This is a genomic window from Micromonospora sp. WMMC264, from assembly GCF_027497275.1.
Lineage (GTDB): Bacteria > Actinomycetota > Actinomycetes > Mycobacteriales > Micromonosporaceae > Micromonospora > Micromonospora chalcea.
This window is the reverse complement of sequence record NZ_CP114907.1, coordinates 5,145,987-5,162,180: the sequence shown is the minus strand read 5'-3', so window position 1 is coordinate 5,162,180 and position 16,194 is coordinate 5,145,987. Positions and strand designations below refer to the sequence as shown.

Below are 16,194 nucleotides of genomic sequence, written 5' to 3'. Positions count from 1 at the left end.
GACACCGCGCGCCGCCGTGCCCCGGGGCGGGGCAGGATGGGGGCATGGAGACGTCGACCTTCGTCTACGACGGCGACTGCGCCTTCTGCACCCGGTGCGCGCAGTTCATCGAGCGTCGGATCCCGACCGGCGCCCGGGTGGTCCCGTGGCAGTTCGCCGACCTGGCGGCGCTGGGCCTGACGGAGGCCGAGTGCGAGGAGGCGGTCCAGTGGGTGGGCGCCGACGGCTCCCGCGCCGCCGGGCCGGACGCCATCGCCCGGCTGCTCGGCGACAGCGGCCCGCTCTGGCGGTTCGCCGGGGCCGGACTGCGCCTTCCCCCGGTACGCGCCGCGGCCTGGCCCGCGTACCGCTGGGTGGCCCGCAACCGGCACCGGCTGCCGGGCGGCACGGCCGCGTGCGCGCTGCCGCAGGAGGCCCGGGAACGGCTGTACGGCCCGACCGGACGCCCGGGCCCGACCGCCTGACCGGCCGGGTGGCCGTGGTCAGGCGGTCGCGGTCGAGGACGGGTCGGGGGCCGGTGCCGGCGAGAGGGGCGCCGTCGCGGGCGCCGTCGGCGCGGCGGGCGGCGGACGGCCGAGCAGGCGCCGGACGAACACCACCGGACGGACCTTCTCCAGCGCCAGGAAGCTGGTCATCGCCACCAGGTGCGGCGCGAACGAGATGGTGATCGTCGCGATGGTCACCAGGTGGAACGAGTAGAAGAAGCCGACGGTCATCGTCCGCCACCGCGCCGGCAGCACGAACACCAGCGGGCTGAGCAGCTCGAACGCCAGGATGCCGAACTGCGCCACGATCAGCAGGTGCGGCACCTGCGCGATCAGGTCGGCGAGGTCGGTGCCGCGCCGGATGATCGCGCGGGCCAGCACCGAACCGTTCGCCCAGTCCAGGCCGCCGAAGCGGAACTTGGCCCAGGCGGCGAGGAAGTACGTGCAGATGACCGAGATCTGGGTGACCCGCAGCGCCCAGCCGCCCGCCTCGGTACGGGTCGGGTCGCCGTGCCGGGCGCGGCCGGCGGTGGGCAGCACGGCCAGCGCCACGAGGAGCGCGAAGCGGTCGTGGTCGACCTTGCCGTAGCTCATCGCCACGATCATCCACTCGAAGTACAGCGCGAAGACCGTCCAGCCGAGCAGCCGGTGCGCCCGGCCGGTGGCGGCGAGCAGCGCGGTGACCAGCAGCGCCCAGAACACCACGCCGACCAGGGCGGGGGTGGGGGTGGGCAGCGGGAGCAGCCGGCCGACGAGCAGCGGCTGGTAGAGGTCGCCGGGTACGTCGACCCGGGTGCGTACCCAGGGTGTGAACACCACCAGGTCGGCGGCGACGAAGAGGTAGACCAGGGTGCGGAACGCGGCGATCCGGCCGCGCGGGACCGCCTCGGTCAGCCAGGCGGTCATCCGCCGGTCTCCCAGCGCACGGCCGTCTCGTCGGTCCACCTGCCGGTCGGGCGGCCGCCCTGGATGTCGAACCAGCGGACCACGATGCGCACCTCGACCAGGTCGGGGGCGTCGGGGTGGCGTTCGGCGTACGCGTCGGCGACGGTCCGCAGCAGGCTCGGATCGGCGGCGTAGCGGTTCTGCTGGCCCTCGATCTCGGCGCGGCGGATGCCGGTGGCGTCCTGGCCGAGCGGGACCACCGCGCCGGTGCGGTCCACGCCCTCGACCCGGGTGTCCGGGGCGGGCGCGTTCGGCGGGTCGGAGGTGGAGTACATCCGGAACGGCCCGAACGGGAAGTCGTCGTCGGTGCCGCGCACGGTGCCCAGGAGCAGCAGCGCCAGGCCGAGCAGGGTGGCGCCCACTCGGACCGCGCGCCCGCGGGCGGTCAAGGTCTCCATCGCATGGTGACGATACGGGAGTGAAGCGGCCGAAAGTGTCCCTCAGTCGGCCATTCCTCACTGTCCGTCCCGGCGGTGCGGCGGGCGTGGAAACGCCGCCGGCCGGCCCCTGGCGGGGTCGTCCGGCGGCGTCGGGTACGTCAGTGGTTGTGCTCGGCCAGCTTCTTGCGGACGTCGTCCATGTCCAGCGCCTGGACCTGCTCGATCAGGTTCTCCAGCGCGGACTCCGGCAGCGCGCCCGGCTGGGCGAACACGATCACGCCGTCACGGATCGCCATGATCGTCGGGATGGAGCTGATGTTGAACTTCGCCGCCAGCTCCTGCTGCGCCTCGGTGTCGACCTTGCCGAAGGCGATGTCCGGGTGCTTCTCCGAGGACCGCTCGTAGACCGGGGCGAAGCGCTTGCACGGGCCGCACCAGTCCGCCCAGAAGTCGAGCAGGACGATCCCGTCCTGGCCGGTCACCTCGTCAAAGTTGGCCGTGGTCAGCTCAACCGTTGCCATTGCTCTCTCCGATCACCGCGGATTGTCGTACGCCCGGTGGAACCAGGGTCAGTCCGTCCGAATTCCCGGCACGGTGGGGGCGAAACGCACAGCGCCCGGACGGTGACCCTGGGCACATCGAACTCTATCTGTGCGGGCCGCTCGTGCGGAACGCAAATGCATGCCGCACTTGCGTGACGGGACGTGATGGGAGCGTTTCCAAGGAGATCACGCACAGTTCTGGCTACGAATCAGTAACTTCGGGCTTGACGAGCATCTATCCAGCCTGCGGAGATCGCTTACCGACAGTGCGTCGGTGACTTTCCGTAGTGTTACGAAAAGGTAAATGTGACCTCCGTCTCTGTTGATGTGGTGCGCCGTACGGCAGAATTCTTCGCATCAGAGCGTGGGCGGCGGGTGCCGGGGAGGGCCCCGCCGCTCATTGCGTCCGGACCTCGGTGGCCCTCGGTGTGACATTTCCGCCGCGTGAGCGCCCCGCACCTCGCCTTAACAAGCGATAAGGCATGCTGTGCCGAACTCCATCGCCGCCTGTCGAAGGGGACAAGGATGCAGTTCGGCCGCTACTACGAGGAGTTCGAGGTCGGCGCGGTCTACCGGCACTGGCCGGGCAAGACGGTCACCGAGTACGACGACCACCTCTTCTGCCTGCTCACCATGAACCACCACCCGCTGCACATGGACGCGCACTACGCCGAGTCCGCCTCGCAGTTCAAGCGCAACGTGGTGGTCGGCAACTACATCTACTCGCTGCTGCTCGGCATGTCCGTGCCGGACGTCAGCGGCAAGGCGATCGCCAACCTGGAGATCGAGTCGCTGCGGCACGTCGCGCCGACGTTCCACGGCGACACCATCTACGGCGAGACGACGGTCCTGGACAAGCGGGAGTCGGCCTCCAAGCCCGACCGGGGCGTGGTCGCCGTCGAGACCCGCGGCTACAACCAGGACGGCACGCTGGTCTGCGTGTTCCGCCGCAAGGTCATGGTCCCCAAGAAGGAGTACGCGGCCGCCGCCGTCCCGGACGGCGTCGACCCGGAGCGTCCCAGCTTCCCCGAGCCGCGCTGACCCGCGTCCGTCCGGCTCACCGGGCCTCGTTCTCCGTTCGGCGGGGACGGGGCCCGGATCTCGTCCGGAGGCATATGCTCGGGCTGGAGGTGCCCATGAGCCACTCCGAAGCCGTAGAGCCGCCTTCCGCCGGTCGCCGCGCCGCGCCGCTCACCACCGCCGCGTACTCCGCGACGGAGTGGGACCTGCTCACCGACCTGCCCGGCCGCGTGCTGGTCGCCGCCGCGGCGCCCGGGCCCGGGCGTCCGCCGCGCGGTGTCGCCGCCGGCCTCGCCGGTCTGGACGCGGTGGCCGCCGGACGCGCCTTCGACAGTGATCTCGTCCGCGCCGTGGTGGCCGCCATCTACGCCCGCCACGACGGCGCGACCGAGCGGGACGAGCGCCTGACCGACCTGGTCGACCTGCTGGCCGCCGCCCGGGCCGCGGTACGGGTGCTGCGCCGCCGCGCCGATCCGGCCGACTCGGCGGCGTACCGGCAGTGGGTGGAGTCGGTCGCCGCCCGCGTGTGCCGCGCCGGGCAGACCACGCCGAGTCCCGCCGACCGGCGTTTCCTCGACCGGCTGGGCGGCGCGCTCGACCTGCGCTGACTGTGAGGCTGGCCGGGCCGTACCCTCGGCAACCGTGACCGACGACCAGCTCGACGTGGGTGTGGGGCCGTGGCCCGGTGACCCGCCGGACGACCCGCGCTACGACCCGGAGCTGCTCGTCGCCGGTGACCGGCGCAACGTGGTGGACCGGTACCGCTACTGGCGGCGCGAGGCGGTCGTGGCCGATCTGGACCGGCGGCGGCACGAGTTCCACGTGGCGATCGAGAACTGGCAGCACGACTTCAACATCGGGACCGTGGTCCGCAACGCCAACGCCTTCCTCGCCGCCGAGGTGCACATCGTCGGGCGGCGGCGGTGGAACCGCCGGGGCGCCATGGTGACCGACCGCTACCAGCACGTCCGGCACCATCCGACGATCGAGGAGTTCGTCGCCTGGGCGCGGGACGAGAGCCTGCCGGTGGTCGGGATCGACAACCTGCCCGGCTCACGGCCGATGGAGACCGCCGTGCTGCCGCGCCGCTGCGTGCTCCTCTTCGGTCAGGAGGGACCCGGCCTGTCCCCGGTGGCGCGGTCGGCCTGCGACGCGCTCTTCTCGATCGCCCAGTACGGCTCGACCCGGTCCATCAACGCGGGCGTGGCCAGCGGCATCGCCATGCACGCCTGGATCCGGTCGTACGCCGGGCCGCCGCCGGACTGACGCCGCGGTTCCACCACCGGACGGAAATCCCACGCCGGTCGGCCCGCCCCGCTTGACGCCCCGCCGTGCGGGGGCGACGGTGAGGGTGTGACTGTCGCGGTGAGTTGTCCGAGATGCGCCGGGCCGGTACGCGAGCCGGACCTGATGCACGCCGAGCACCGGTGCCTGCGCTGCGGCCCGGTCGCGCCGCTGCACGTGCCCGAGCGCATCAACGACGAGATCATGGCCAGCGTGGTCGAGCGGATGGCGGCCGACCCCGACCCGACCGGCCGGCTCCGGATGCCGCTGTGGTGCCCGTGGCCGCTCCCACCGGGTTGGACGCTCACCGGCGTGGCCTGGGCGGGCGACGAACGCGCTGGAGTCCGGGCCACGCTGGTCGCCTGCGCCGGACCGGCCCCGCTGGACGGTGGACCGGCCGACCTGATCTTCGTCGCCGAGGAACCCGGCATCGGTCTCGGTTCCCGCTTCGCGGGACTGCCCGGCCCCGATCCCGGTCCCCAGGTGGAGGAGGCGTTGACCGATCCCGGCCCTGGTCATCCCGAGCGGCTGCCGCACGCGAAGATCCGCGTTGGCGGCCATCCGACTCCACTGTGGCTCGTACGCTCCGAAACGGATCGAAGCGCGTACGCCGGCGAGGCTCGGGGAATGTGGCTCCATGCGATAGCCTGGCCGGCGAGTGCGGGTCACCTCCTCGCGGAAGAAGTCGTGCTGCACGACCTCACCGAGTGGACACCGCCCGAACTCGTGTACGGCGCACCGTCTCCGTACCTGCACGGACGGGCCTGACCGCCCGCACCGGTGAGTCGGAGAGCGGACGCAGATATTCACGGTAAGACACCATGCTGATACTCTGGGTGCCGCTGCGGTAAACGGACCCGGCGCCGCGCGAGAGGATGGCCCGCTATGGTCAAGAAGGTCCTCACCTGGGCCGGCATCGCATTCTTGATCTTCTTCGTTGCGTACCGGCCCAACTCCGCCGCCGACGTCTTCAAGTCTCTCGGCGGCGGCATCATGGACATCGCGCAGGGCTTCGGCGACTTCTTCACCAACCTCGTCGCCTAGCCGCCCATGGGAAGCCCCTCCGGTCCACCCTTCGACCCGGACGACCCCGACCGGGCACGCCGGGAGCGCGACACCGAGCCGATCCCCCGGATCGACCCGGACGAGCCGCCCAGCGCCTACGGCCCCGGCCCGTACGCGGACGCGGACGACGCCGGCTACGGCAGCGCGTACACCGGTGAGGGGCGGTCCGGCCGGGCCTGGGTACGGGATCCGGACGGCTTCCCGGACCAGCCGATCTCCGAGGAGGAGCTGGCCGGGCTGCGGTCCGACGCCACCGGCATGGCACCCCGCCGGGTGCTGCCGTTGGAGGACGAGCCCAGCTCGCTCGTGGCGCGTTACCTCTTCCCCACCGAGCGCTACCGGGGCGAGTGGAAGCGGCACTGGATCCACCTCACCACCCCGATCATCGTCGGCGTGGCGGCCACGTTCGTGCTCGGCTACCTCTCCGGCTTCCTCGCCGGGCGGGACGTCGGCGCGCTGACCACCGTCGCCGTGCTGCTCTGGTTCGGCGTGATGGGCTGGGTCGCCTGGAAGGTCGCCGACTGGTGGTACGACCGGTTCATCCTCACCAACAAGCGGGTGATGGTGGTCAACGGGATCATCACCCGCCAGGTCGCGATGATGCCGCTCACCCGGGTCACCGACATGAAGTACGAGCAGAGCCCGACCGGCCGCGCGCTCAACTACGGCACGTTCGTGCTGGAGTCCGCCGGCCAGGAACAGGCACTCCGGGTGATCAAGAACTTGCCCAACCCGAACGAGCTCTACCTGCGCGTGGTCGAGGAGATGTACGAGCCGCAGGCGGTCGAGGCACGGCTGGGCAAGGAGGCCGACGAGGCGAAGGCCGACGACGGAGCTTGAAAGTTTTCGTCCGAACATCGGATGAACTGCACACCTTCCGCCATCGACCTGACCGACCGGGCCGTGGCATCCTGCCAGGCAGGACGGGGGGAGATGAGCGTGGTGAGCAGAGATCCGCTGGAGGAGGAGTTCCGCGAATTCGTCGCGGCCCGGTCCGGCGCGCTGCTGCGCACCGCCTACCTGCTCGCCGGTGACTGGGCCACCGCCGAGGACCTGCTCCAGACCGCGCTCACGAAGACCTACCTGGCCTGGAAGCGGCTCGGCGGGATCGAGGCCATCGAGCCGTACGCCCGCCGGGTCCTGGTCAACACGTCCACCAGCTGGTGGCGGCGCCGCTGGCACGGCGAGCGCCCCACCGAGGTGCTGCCGGAGCACGCCGGCGTCGACGAGATCGAGCAGCAACTCGACCGGGACGCGCTCTGGCGGCACCTGCAGGCGCTGCCCGCCCGGCAGCGGGCCGTGCTGGTGCTGCGCTTCTACGAGGACATGTCCGAGGCGCAGACCGCCGCGCTGCTGGAGATCTCCCCGGGCACCGTCAAGAGCCAGACCTCCCGGGCGCTCAACACGCTGCGTCGCCGCCTGGGCTCCGAGGCGGCCCTGAGCCTGCCCGAGCCCGCGTCTCCGCCGCCTGCCCCGGCCGGCCGGCCGGGGCCGCCCGCGCGCGGAAACGAGCAGTCCGTGCCAAGGACCCCGGCGCCGCGACCCGCAGCCCGGGTGCCGCGGCCGGTACCGCCACCGGCGGCCCCGGTCCGCCCCGCCGTTCCGATCCCGGCGGAGAGCCGATGACCGGCATCCGGCACGACTGTGACAACCGGACCGGTGGCCCGGAGCGTCCATTGGCCGTGAGCGACGACGAGCTGGAGCGGGCGCTGCGGGAGACGCTGTCCCGCCGCGTCGCCACGTCCCGGCCGCTACCAGTCGACCCGGCCGGAGAGGTGCTGCGCCGGGCACGCCGCACCGGCCGGCGGCGTACGCTCACCGGCCTGGCCCTGGCCGGCGTCGCCACCGTGTTCGTCACCACCGGCGTGGCCCAGTTCAGCGCCTCCGGCGGCGACGGCGGCACCCCCACGGTCGTGCTCGGCGACCCGCCCGGGCTCACCCCGTCCCCGCTGGCCTCGGGGCCCCCGATCACCCGCTTCGGGCCGGTCCGCGCCGAACTCGACCTGCTCGTCGGCGACCGGCTGGACACCAGCGGCGGCGAACGGCGGCAGCTGACCGGGGTCAGCGGCGTCGAACGGGCGCAGCGCGTCCACGACCGCGAGGGCTGGCTGATGACCTCGGCCGCCACCGCCGCCGGTCGTACCCTCTGGTGGGTGCCGGCCAACGGCACCGCGCCGCAGGTCATGCTCGCCGCCGCGGAGGCGGTCGCGATCTCCCCGGACGGGCGGCAGGTCGCCTGGCGGGACGGCCCCGAGGTGATCGCCGCCGGGGTGGTCGCCGGGCAGCTCATCGCGCCGGTCCGGACCCCCGCGCCCGACGGCGCCGTGCCGGTCGGGTTCGCCGGCGACGCCGTGCTGATCCAGCAGCCCGGCGAGGGCGGGGTGAGCGTCTGGGAACGCGCGCTCGGTGGGCAGCCGGCGCCCGCGAACCCGGACGTGCGCGCCGTCTACGGCACCCGGCCCGACGGCCGCCTGGTCGGCCTGATCACCGCCGACCGGCCCGGGCAGCACTGCCTGGCCCTGCTCGACCCGGCCCGCGACCTCGCGCCGGTGCGTACCGGATGCGGGGTGAAGCTGGCCGCCGACGGACTCGGCGGGGTGTCCGCCGACGGCCGGTGGCTGCTCGCGAACGGCAACGCCCGCTCCGCCCTGCTGGTCGACCTGGCCGACCCGGGCGCCTCCCCGGCCGCGCACCCGGCCGGCCCGGTGCTGGCCGGCGACGTGGCCTGGACCCACGCGGGCGTGGCGCTGCACGTGGACGCGACCGGAGGGCTGGTCCGGGTCAAGCCGGAGCGGGTGCTGGCCGGGGACCGGCCCACGGCGTCGCCTGTCGAAGGGCTGGCGCCGGGGGACCGGCCGGTGGTGGTGGCCGACGTCCCCGCCGCTCCGGAAGGCGCGTAGCGTCGGGCGGGTGAGCGATCCGGCCCGCATCGACCTGCACACCCACTCCACCGCCAGCGACGGCACGCTGACCCCGCCCGAGCTGGTCCGGGCCGCCGCCGGCGCCGGGCTCGACGTGGTGGCGCTCACCGACCACGACACCACCGCCGGCTGGGCGCCGGCTGTCGCCGCGCTGCCGCCCGGCCTCACCCTGATCCGCGGCGCGGAGATCTCCTGCCGCTGGTTCGGCGTCGAGCCGGCGATCCCGCTGCACCTGCTCGCGTACCTCTTCGACCCGGCCGAGCCGGAACTGGCCGCGGAGCTGGCCCGGGTCCGGCAGGCCCGCGAGGAACGCGGCGAGCGCATCGTGCGGCTGCTCCAGGCCGACGGCATCCAGGTGAGCTGGACGGAGATCCTGGCCGGCGCGGACGGCGGCACCGTGGGCCGCCCGCACATCGCGCAGGCGCTGATCCGGGCCGGACTGGTCGCCACCACGAGCGAGGCGTTCGGGCCGGACTGGCTCGGCGAGCGGTACCGGCTGCCCAAGGACGACATCGAGGTGTTCCGCGCGGTGGCGCTGGTGCGGGCGGCCGGCGGCGTGCCCGTCTTCGCCCACCCGAGAGCCAGCCGGCGCGGCCGGATCGTGCCGGACGAGCTGATCGCGGACCTGGCCGCGGCCGGCCTGGCCGGCCTGGAGGCCGACCACGAGGACCACGACGCGGCCGAGCGGGAGCACGTCCGCCGACTCGCCGCCGAGCTCGGGCTGCTGGTCACCGGCTCGTCCGACTTCCACGGCACGCACAAGACCGTCCGGCTCGGCGCGCACACCACCGGACCCGAGGCGTACGAGCGGATCGTCGCGCTGGCCCGCGGGGTGACCCCTGTCGCTTCGAGCTGAAGCGCTCCGGCGGCACGGCTACCGTGTCCGCGTGGATCTCAAGCTCTTCGGCGAGGTCTTCGTGACCCTGCTGGTGATCGTCGACCCGCCCGGAATGATGCCCATCTTCCTCGCGCTCACCGGGCCGTTGACGGCGCGCGACCGGAACCGGGCCGCCTGGCAGGCCGTGGCGCTGGCGCTCGGGGTCATCGTGATCTTCGCGGTGGCGGGGCAGACGATCCTGGCGTACCTGCACGTCGACCTGCCCGCGCTCCAGGCCGCGGGCGGCCTGCTGCTGATCCTGGTCGCGCTGGAACTGCTGACCGGCAAGTCGGACGACCCGAGCCAGCAGGTCACCTCCAACATCGCGCTGGTGCCGCTCGGCACCCCGCTGCTGGCCGGGCCGGGCGCCATCGTGGCCACCATGCTCTTCGTCCAGCAGGCCGGCGGCGCCGTCGACTACCTGGCCATCGGGCTGGCCATCGTCGCCGTGATGGTCACCGTCTGGGTGGTGCTGCGCTTCTCCGGCGGGATCGTCAAGGTGCTGCGCCCCGGCGGCATCGAGGTGCTGACCCGCATCGCCGGCCTGCTGCTGGCCGCCATCGCCGTGCAGCTCATCGCCGACGCGATCGCCGCATTCGTGACCCAGTACCTCAACAACGCCTGAGCGCTTCGTCCGCTGTCGTACCGGGGTGGCAGGATCTCAGGGGTGCGACGACAGTCAGCAGCCAGTGGCTCCCGGGCTCCCCGACCGCGCGCCGAGCAGTCCGAGCAGCTCGGCTTCGAGGGCATGCCGGAGCGCCTGTTCGTCTGCACACCGAGCAAACTCGGCGCGTACGCGGACTGTCCCCGCCGCTACCGCTACGCCTACGTGGACCGGCCCGCGCCGCCCAAGGGCCCGCCGTGGGCGCACAACTCGCTCGGCGCCAGCGTCCACACCGCGCTGAAGAACTGGTACGCGCTGGCCCCCGACCGCCGCCGCCCCGAGGTGCTCGGCACGCTGCTCAAGGGCACCTGGGTCCGCGAGGGCTACCGCGACGACGAGCAGGAACGCGACGCCTTCCGGCGGGCGCTGACCTGGCTGGAGAGCTACGTGGCGGGCCTCGACCCGGCCGACGAGCCGGTCGGCGTGGAACGGGTCGTCGCGGTGAAGACCGCGGTGCTCGCGTTCAACGGCCGCACCGACCGGATCGACTCGCGCCCCGGCCCGGACGGGCGGCCCGAACTGGTCATCGTCGACTACAAGACCGGTCGCACCGGCCTCGACACCGACGACGCGCGCGGCTCGCAGGCGCTCGCGCTCTACGCGTACGCGGCCGAGCGGGTGTTCCGCAAGCCGTGCCGCCGGGTCGAGCTGCACCACCTGCCCACCGGCACCGTCGCCGCGCACGAGCACACGCCGGAGTCCCTGCATCGGCAGCTCACCCGCGCCGAGGACACCGCCCGCGACATCATGGCCGCCGAACGCGCGGTGGCCGACGGCACCGACCCCGACGCGGCGTTCCCCACCGAGCCGGGGCCGCGGTGCGGCTGGTGCGACTACCGGCGCACCTGCCCGACCGGCGCGCAGACCCCCGGCAAGGAGCCCTGGTCCGCCGTCGAGCGATTCGCCGACCCGGCCTGAACGCGGGTCGCCTTTAGGCCGCGGTCAGGCGGGCGGCGCGTTCCTTGGCGGCCTGCTGCAACGGGCCCTCCCGGTAGCGCCGGGGCACCGCGGCCAGCGCCAGCCGCAGCGCCCGCGCGCTCAGGTCCGCCGACAGCGCGGTGGTGGGCAGGCCCAGCCCGCCGTAGAGCCGCAACGCCCACGGCGGCAGCATCCCCAGCGCGGTGGCGGCGATCCCCAGGTACGCCCAGCGCGGCGGCCCCAGGTTCAGACCGACCCGCGCCGGCAGGCTGACCTTCCACGGGATCGGCGGCGCGGTCAGGAACAGCGCCGTCTCGGCCGCCTCCCGGGTCATCCGCAACTGCGGGCGTACGTCCCGGTAGTAGTCGGCCACCTCGGCGGCGGTGCCCGGCACGTCGTCCGGGTCCAGCCCCACCAGGGCCGCCGACCGGCGCTGCTCGGTGTAGTAGCCGTCCACCTCGTCGTCGGTGAGCGCCAGACCGGCACGCCGGGCGGTGCTCACGAACGACTCGATCTCGGTGACGTGCACCCAGCGCAGCAGCTCCGGCTCGTCGACGCGGAACTCCTCGCCAGTGAACGGGTCGGTGGCGCGCATCCGGGCGTGCCGCGCACGCACCCGCCGCCCGGCCGCCTGCGCCTCGGCCGTGGTGCCGTAGATCGTCGTCCCCACGTACGTCGCCGTGCGGACCAGCCGGCCCCAGGCGTCCGAGCGGTAGTTGCTGTTCTGCGCGACGCCCGCCATCGCACGCGGATGCAGCGCCTGGAGGTAGAGCGAGCGCAGGCCGGCGACGATCAGGATCGGTTCCTCGTGCACCTTCCACGTGACCGAACCCGGACCGAACAGGCCGAGGTCGTCAGTGTCCACCGATCAAGAGTGCCACGGTCTTCGCCGGTCACCCCGGGTCGGTGTCCTCGGTGCGGCGCCCTCGGTGCTCGCTCAGTCGTCGGCGGAGCGGCGCGACTGGCAGGCCGGGCAGAGACCCCAGAAGGTCACCTCGGCCTCGTCCAGCTCGAAGCCGTGCGCCACGTTCGGGTCGAGGCAGGGCGCGCTGCCCACCGCGCAGTCGACGTCGGCGATCTCGCCGCAGCCCCGGCACACCACGTGGTGGTGGTTGTCGCCGACCCGGGCCTCGTACCGCGCGGGGCTGCCGGCCGGCTCGATCCGGCGGGACAGCCCGGCTCGGGACAGCGCGCCGAGCACGTCGTAGACGGCCTGGGTGGAAACGGAGTCGATCCGCTGACGGACCCGGCGGGTGATCTCGTCGACCTCCAGGTGCCCACCGGCGGAGAGCACGTCCAGCACGGCGAGACGCGGTCGCGTGACCCGTAGGCCCCTCGACCGGAGCAGTTCCTCACCCGTGGACATGAATCCATGACAGCACGCAGGTGACAGGCCGACAAGCGAGCGTGCTCGCGGGTGGCCGGGGCCACAGGTGAACCGGCGGGGCCGCGTCTGCGTGTGTGGGGTTACACAGCCTCGCGACGTACGCTGTGCGCGCCTAACCACCCACTCGCCGGAGGTGTCGGTGTTCAGGGAATTCAACGGTCTGCCGCTGCACGTGCTCGTCATTCACGCGGTGGTGGTGCTCGTGCCGCTGCTGGCGCTGTTCGCCATCGCGTACGGATTGCTGCCGCGCTGGCGGCACCGGCTGGACTGGGCGGTCGCCGCGCTGGCCGTGATCACCCCGGCGGTCGCCTGGGTCGCGACCGAGTCCGGCGAGGAGCTGGAGGGGATCCTGCGCGCAAAGGGCTACCCGCCGGACCGGCTCCAGCAGATCAGTGAGCACGCCGAGTACGGCGACACCCTGTTCTGGTTCTCGCTCGGTCTCGGCGCCGCGGCGCTGCTGCTGGTGCTGTCGGCGAGCAGGTTCGCCCGCGCCCGGAACCTGCCCCGCTGGCTGCCGATCGTGCTCACCGTCGCGGTGGCGGTGCTGGCGGGCTTCGCGCTCGTGTACGTCTACCTGACCGGTGACAGCGGCGCCAAGATGGTGTGGGACGGCATCGTCTGAGCGTTGCCGCTCAGAACAGCAGCCGCGAGCAGAGCAGGCAGGTGAGCAGCACCAGCACCACGGCGACGACTGCCCCGACGCCGTAGGTGAGCCGCTGCGCGCGCTGCTCCGCCTGATCCATCGCGGCCATGTCCTGCGGCGGAAGCCGGCGGGGCGGCGCCGGCTGGACGTGCACCGGTGGCCGCCAGCCGGGCGGCGGAGGCGTGCTCGGCGGCGGTCCGGCGTAGCCACCGGCAGCCGGGTCACCGGCGGACCGGCCCGGCCAGGGCCCGCCGGCCACCGTCCAGCCGCCGGCCGACTCCGGCTTGGCCCACGGGCTCTCGGTGGCCGCCTCGCGCGACCACGGGCTGTTCGGCCCGGACGCCCCGGAGGTGTCGGCGGCGGTGACTCCCGTTCCAGCGGCGCCTTCCCCGGTCGGCTGGCTCCCGGCTTCGCCGGGTCCGGGCGCGTCCCACCCGGCGTGGTCGGCGGGGTGGCTCACGGGTCGGTGGTCGGCCGGGCGGCCCACGGGTCCGGAATCGGCGGGGTCGCCCACAGGCCCTGGGCCGCCCACAGGCCCTGGGTCGCCCACAGGCCCTGGGTCGGCCTGGCCGGAGCCCGACCCGCCCGGGCGGGACGCCCCGGCGTCGTTCTCCTCGCCCGTGGCCTGTTGCTCCGGGCGTCGCCAGGTCTCGTCGTCGGGGCTGCCACCGCTCGGCGTCGTCACGCCGTCCGACGCTACCAACGCCCCGGCCGGTCGGCCGCCCGACACCGACACCTCGGCGCGTACCTCTTGCGCGGCGGGGCTCCGACCCGCTGCCGGGCCCGACGAGATCGAGTGGCCGTTCAGGGTTGCCCCCGGTCTGTGTCTGGCTGTTCGGGATCACGGTGCAGTCCGCGCCGGGCTGTTCCCGATCGCAGCCGTGGCGGCGCCGGACGTCGCGGGGTCGAGGTGGCCGCCGTTCCGGCGGTATCGTTGCTGCTCGTGACCGACCCCGGCATCCGGGCACCGCGCGGCGACGACGACCGCGTGGTCGACCTCAGCGAAGACTTCGTGGTGCTGCCCGAACAGACCACCGACGACACCGACCGCGGCTGGGGCGAGCGCCCCGGCGGCAACGACGACTGGCTGCTCGCCGAGCGCCCGCCGCACTGGGACTGACCGCGGCTTCGCGTCACCCGCGTACGACCACGGCGAAGCGGCTGCCCTCCGGCAACCCGACCGCCCGGCGCGCCTGCTCGGGCGGCAGCGCCAGGTAGAGCGCGGAGGACCCGTCGACCGCCCCGGCGGCGCCGACCACGTCGAGCACCAGCGCACGCGGCGCCAGCAGCGTGGGGTCAGCCGACCCGCCGGCGGGCACCACCATCAGATCGACCCGGGCACCTGGACGCAGCACCGCGAGGGCGGCCGGCTCGGCCAGCCGGATCGGCACACCGACCGCACCGGCCGGCAACGCGCGTGGCCCGTCGGGCGGCGGACCGGCCGGCGTCGTCGAGGCGGCCGGGGGAGCCCCGGGTTGGCAGGACGGAGGTGTCTGGAGCACCGCCGCGGCCAGTCCCAGCAGCACCGCGACGAGTGCCACCCGCAGTAGCGTCCGGCGTCGCGGCAATCCGCGCCAGCGGACCGGACGCAACGTCGCCTCGCCACCCGCCACCGCTGCCTCCCACCGTCGGCCAACCTTCCGACCCGCAGGCTAGGGCCGAGCCATCGTCGCCCGCGGCCCCACCGCTTGCCCCTGTGGATAACCCGCCGTCCTGTGCACAACCGCTGCCCGGGCGGGGTCCGGCGCCACCACTTCGGGGAGGTGGTCACATCCGGAGTGGCCGGGGCCGCCAGTTCGGGGAAGTGGCGCTATCTCGGCGAGCTGATGCAGCAACCTCGCCGAGGTGGTGAGCAGCGCGCGAGTGGTCGGGAGCGGGCGCTCCATCGTGCGGGGCGGCCATACGCAACGTGGCCGCCCCGGAAACGGGACGGCCACGAGCGCGAAAGCGTTGGTCAGGAGGAACTGGACGCCGCCGGCGCCTTGCTCGCCGTCGACCCGGAACCCGAACCAGAGCCGGAACCCGAACCAGGGCCGGAACCGGACGACCCCGATGAGGAGGACGAGGACGAACCAGACGACGTCGAACCGGACGACGAGGACGACTCGGACTTGGCCGGCTTGTTCGCGGCGCTGCTCCCGTTGTCGGACCCGGACGTACGGGAGTCCGTGCGGTAGAAGCCGGAGCCCTTGAACACGATGCCCACCGAGTTGAAGAGCTTTCGCAGCCGCCCCTCACACGCCGGGCACTCGGTCAGCGGGTCGTCCGAGAAGGACTGCACCGCCTCGAGCTGGTGGCCGCACGCGGTGCAGGCGTACTGGTACGTGGGCACGTTCTCCTCCGGATCTTGGCACGGCCTGTTGGCACTCGTGGTATTCGAGTGCCAATGGTGCGTCATGACCCCCGGGTTCGTCCAGCGGAAGCGCCCGGGCCCACACCCGGGACGGCCACCAACCCGTCCGCCGGAGTGATCACACAGTGCACCGGGCGGTCGTGCGGCTGGGCGGGGACCGCCTCGACCAGCTCGCCGTCGTGCAGGAGAGCCACCGTCGGCACGGTGGCGGGCACCCGGGCGAGCGCCCGGTCGTACGAGCCGCCGCCGCGGCCCAGCCGGATGCCCCGGCGGTCCACCGCTACCGCCGGCACCACTACGAGTCCCGCCGCGGCCACTGCGGCGCGGCCCCGGGTCGACGCGGTCGGCTCGCGCATGCCCCGGCCGGCGGCGCGCAGCGACTCCCGCCCGGTGTAGGGGGCCCAGTCCAGGTCCAGGTCGTCGCAGAGCACCGGCAGCAGCAGCTCGGCGTCGGGCGGCAGCGCGGCCCGCAGCACCTCGGGCAGGTCGTCCCCGCCGGGCTCGGAGGCGACCGGCACGTACGCGCTCATCCTGGCCGGTCGCAGTCGGCGTACCAGGGTCACCAGCTCGGCCTGGACGGCGGCCGCCGCGACCGCGCGCTCGGGCGCGGACAGCGACCGGCGGGCGGCGAGCAGCGCGACGCGCATCTTCTGCTTCGCATCGTGCGCTTCATCCGAAAATTCCGGCACGCAACACTCCTGACGCAACGC

General features: G+C 73.6%; 23 protein-coding genes and 1 pseudogene. 15 read left to right on the top strand and 9 right to left on the bottom strand.

Translation table 11 applies throughout. The features are described 5' to 3' along the window. The first annotated feature begins 44 nt into the window (after positions 1-44). Positions 45-464 (top strand): DUF393 domain-containing protein, encoded by a 420-nt coding sequence (locus O7542_RS22570; RefSeq protein WP_043326890.1) that lies wholly within the window; start codon positions 45-47, stop codon positions 462-464. An 18-nt stretch (positions 465-482) separates the two neighbouring features. Here O7542_RS22570 and O7542_RS22565 read toward each other — a convergent pair whose 3' ends face one another. The 3 genes from O7542_RS22565 to trxA form a co-directional block, all read right to left on the bottom strand. After that, positions 483-1,391: an HTTM domain-containing protein gene (locus tag O7542_RS22565; RefSeq protein WP_064447584.1), complete on the bottom strand. Its 909-nt coding sequence runs from the start codon at positions 1,389-1,391 to the stop codon at positions 483-485. Further along, complete coding sequence (locus O7542_RS22560; RefSeq protein ID WP_064447585.1) at positions 1,388-1,828, bottom strand: hypothetical protein; 441 nt, start codon at positions 1,826-1,828, stop codon at positions 1,388-1,390. The genes O7542_RS22565 and O7542_RS22560 overlap by 4 nt, the downstream gene beginning before the upstream one ends. 140 nt (positions 1,829-1,968) lie before the next feature. Then, positions 1,969-2,331 (bottom strand): thioredoxin, encoded by a 363-nt coding sequence (trxA, locus tag O7542_RS22555; RefSeq protein WP_018789069.1) that lies wholly within the window; start codon positions 2,329-2,331, stop codon positions 1,969-1,971. A gap of 528 nt (positions 2,332-2,859) precedes the next feature. Between trxA and O7542_RS22550 the strand changes: the two genes are divergently transcribed. The 11 genes from O7542_RS22550 to O7542_RS22500 all read left to right on the top strand — a co-directional run bounded on the left by O7542_RS22550 (position 2,860) and on the right by O7542_RS22500 (position 11,101). Further along, positions 2,860-3,393, top strand: coding sequence for a MaoC family dehydratase (locus O7542_RS22550; protein ID WP_338013367.1), 534 nt, complete (start codon positions 2,860-2,862; stop codon positions 3,391-3,393). 95 nt (positions 3,394-3,488) lie between these two features. Further along, the gene (locus O7542_RS22545) at positions 3,489-3,980 is read left to right on the top strand and encodes a hypothetical protein (protein ID WP_043330668.1); all 492 of its coding nucleotides are present in this window, start codon (positions 3,489-3,491) and stop codon (positions 3,978-3,980) included. A gap of 34 nt (positions 3,981-4,014) precedes the next feature. Continuing rightward, on the top strand, positions 4,015-4,638 hold the full coding sequence (locus O7542_RS22540) for an RNA methyltransferase (protein WP_043326883.1): 624 nt from the start codon (positions 4,015-4,017) through the stop codon (positions 4,636-4,638). A 99-nt stretch (positions 4,639-4,737) separates the two neighbouring features. Further along, positions 4,738-5,424, top strand: coding sequence for a TFIIB-type zinc ribbon-containing protein (locus tag O7542_RS22535; protein ID WP_307189064.1), 687 nt, complete (start codon positions 4,738-4,740; stop codon positions 5,422-5,424). A gap of 117 nt (positions 5,425-5,541) precedes the next feature. Continuing rightward, positions 5,542-5,700: a hypothetical protein gene (locus tag O7542_RS22530; protein WP_013283898.1), complete on the top strand. Its 159-nt coding sequence runs from the start codon at positions 5,542-5,544 to the stop codon at positions 5,698-5,700. A gap of 6 nt (positions 5,701-5,706) precedes the next feature. Then, complete coding sequence (locus tag O7542_RS22525) at positions 5,707-6,561, top strand: PH domain-containing protein (RefSeq protein ID WP_281605172.1); 855 nt, start codon at positions 5,707-5,709, stop codon at positions 6,559-6,561. Positions 6,562-6,654: 93 nt separating this feature from the next. Then, on the top strand, positions 6,655-7,347 hold the full coding sequence (locus O7542_RS22520; protein ID WP_064447586.1) for a SigE family RNA polymerase sigma factor: 693 nt from the start codon (positions 6,655-6,657) through the stop codon (positions 7,345-7,347). A gap of 56 nt (positions 7,348-7,403) precedes the next feature. After that, entirely contained in the window at positions 7,404-8,621 is a 1,218-nt protein-coding gene (locus tag O7542_RS22515; RefSeq protein WP_223201248.1) for a hypothetical protein, read from the top strand. Between the two features lie 10 nt (positions 8,622-8,631). Then, positions 8,632-9,498, top strand: coding sequence for a PHP domain-containing protein (locus tag O7542_RS22510; RefSeq protein WP_043326874.1), 867 nt, complete (start codon positions 8,632-8,634; stop codon positions 9,496-9,498). A 31-nt stretch (positions 9,499-9,529) separates the two neighbouring features. Next, positions 9,530-10,144 (top strand): MarC family protein, encoded by a 615-nt coding sequence (locus O7542_RS22505; protein WP_043326872.1) that lies wholly within the window; start codon positions 9,530-9,532, stop codon positions 10,142-10,144. Between the two features lie 123 nt (positions 10,145-10,267). Further along, positions 10,268-11,101, top strand: coding sequence for a PD-(D/E)XK nuclease family protein (locus O7542_RS22500; RefSeq protein ID WP_274479316.1), 834 nt, complete (start codon positions 10,268-10,270; stop codon positions 11,099-11,101). A 13-nt stretch (positions 11,102-11,114) separates the two neighbouring features. Here the strand turns inward: O7542_RS22500 and O7542_RS22495 are convergent, their stop codons facing one another. After that, a complete protein-coding gene (locus O7542_RS22495; protein ID WP_166455805.1) occupies positions 11,115-11,966 on the bottom strand; it encodes an oxygenase MpaB family protein in 852 nt (283 codons plus the stop codon). A gap of 72 nt (positions 11,967-12,038) precedes the next feature. Then, positions 12,039-12,467: a Fur family transcriptional regulator gene (locus O7542_RS22490; protein ID WP_030501115.1), complete on the bottom strand. Its 429-nt coding sequence runs from the start codon at positions 12,465-12,467 to the stop codon at positions 12,039-12,041. A 160-nt stretch (positions 12,468-12,627) separates the two neighbouring features. On the opposite strand from O7542_RS22490, the gene O7542_RS22485 reads away from it, so the two are divergent. After that, complete coding sequence (locus O7542_RS22485) at positions 12,628-13,110, top strand: DUF2231 domain-containing protein (RefSeq protein ID WP_043330667.1); 483 nt, start codon at positions 12,628-12,630, stop codon at positions 13,108-13,110. 10 nt (positions 13,111-13,120) lie between these two features. Here the strand turns inward: O7542_RS22485 and O7542_RS22480 are convergent, their stop codons facing one another. Beyond that, positions 13,121-13,591, bottom strand: a complete 471-nt coding sequence (locus tag O7542_RS22480) for a hypothetical protein (RefSeq protein ID WP_082931080.1) — start codon at positions 13,589-13,591, stop codon at positions 13,121-13,123. A 483-nt stretch (positions 13,592-14,074) separates the two neighbouring features. Between O7542_RS22480 and O7542_RS22475 the strand changes: the two genes are divergently transcribed. Further along, positions 14,075-14,251 carry a hypothetical protein gene (locus tag O7542_RS22475; RefSeq protein WP_166455806.1) on the top strand — a complete coding sequence of 59 codons (177 nt, stop codon included), beginning with the start codon at positions 14,075-14,077 and terminating at the stop codon, positions 14,249-14,251. Between the two features lie 13 nt (positions 14,252-14,264). Here O7542_RS22475 and O7542_RS22470 read toward each other — a convergent pair whose 3' ends face one another. Then, positions 14,265-14,672, bottom strand: a complete 408-nt coding sequence (locus O7542_RS22470; RefSeq protein ID WP_223201247.1) for a flagellar biosynthesis protein FlgA — start codon at positions 14,670-14,672, stop codon at positions 14,265-14,267. Positions 14,673-14,909: 237 nt separating this feature from the next. On the opposite strand from O7542_RS22470, the gene O7542_RS22465 reads away from it, so the two are divergent. Continuing rightward, positions 14,910-15,308 carry a hypothetical protein gene (locus O7542_RS22465; RefSeq protein WP_281606523.1) on the top strand — a complete coding sequence of 133 codons (399 nt, stop codon included), beginning with the start codon at positions 14,910-14,912 and terminating at the stop codon, positions 15,306-15,308. 14 nt (positions 15,309-15,322) lie between these two features. Here the strand turns inward: O7542_RS22465 and O7542_RS22460 are convergent. Beyond that, positions 15,323-15,529: pseudogene (locus tag O7542_RS22460) on the bottom strand (FmdB family zinc ribbon protein); the annotation flags it as partial. Then, on the bottom strand, positions 15,526-16,131 hold the full coding sequence (locus O7542_RS22455; protein WP_176722728.1) for a 5-formyltetrahydrofolate cyclo-ligase: 606 nt from the start codon (positions 16,129-16,131) through the stop codon (positions 15,526-15,528). The gene O7542_RS22455 and the pseudogene O7542_RS22460, both read right to left, overlap by 4 nt. Between the last annotated feature and the right edge of the window lie 63 nt (positions 16,132-16,194).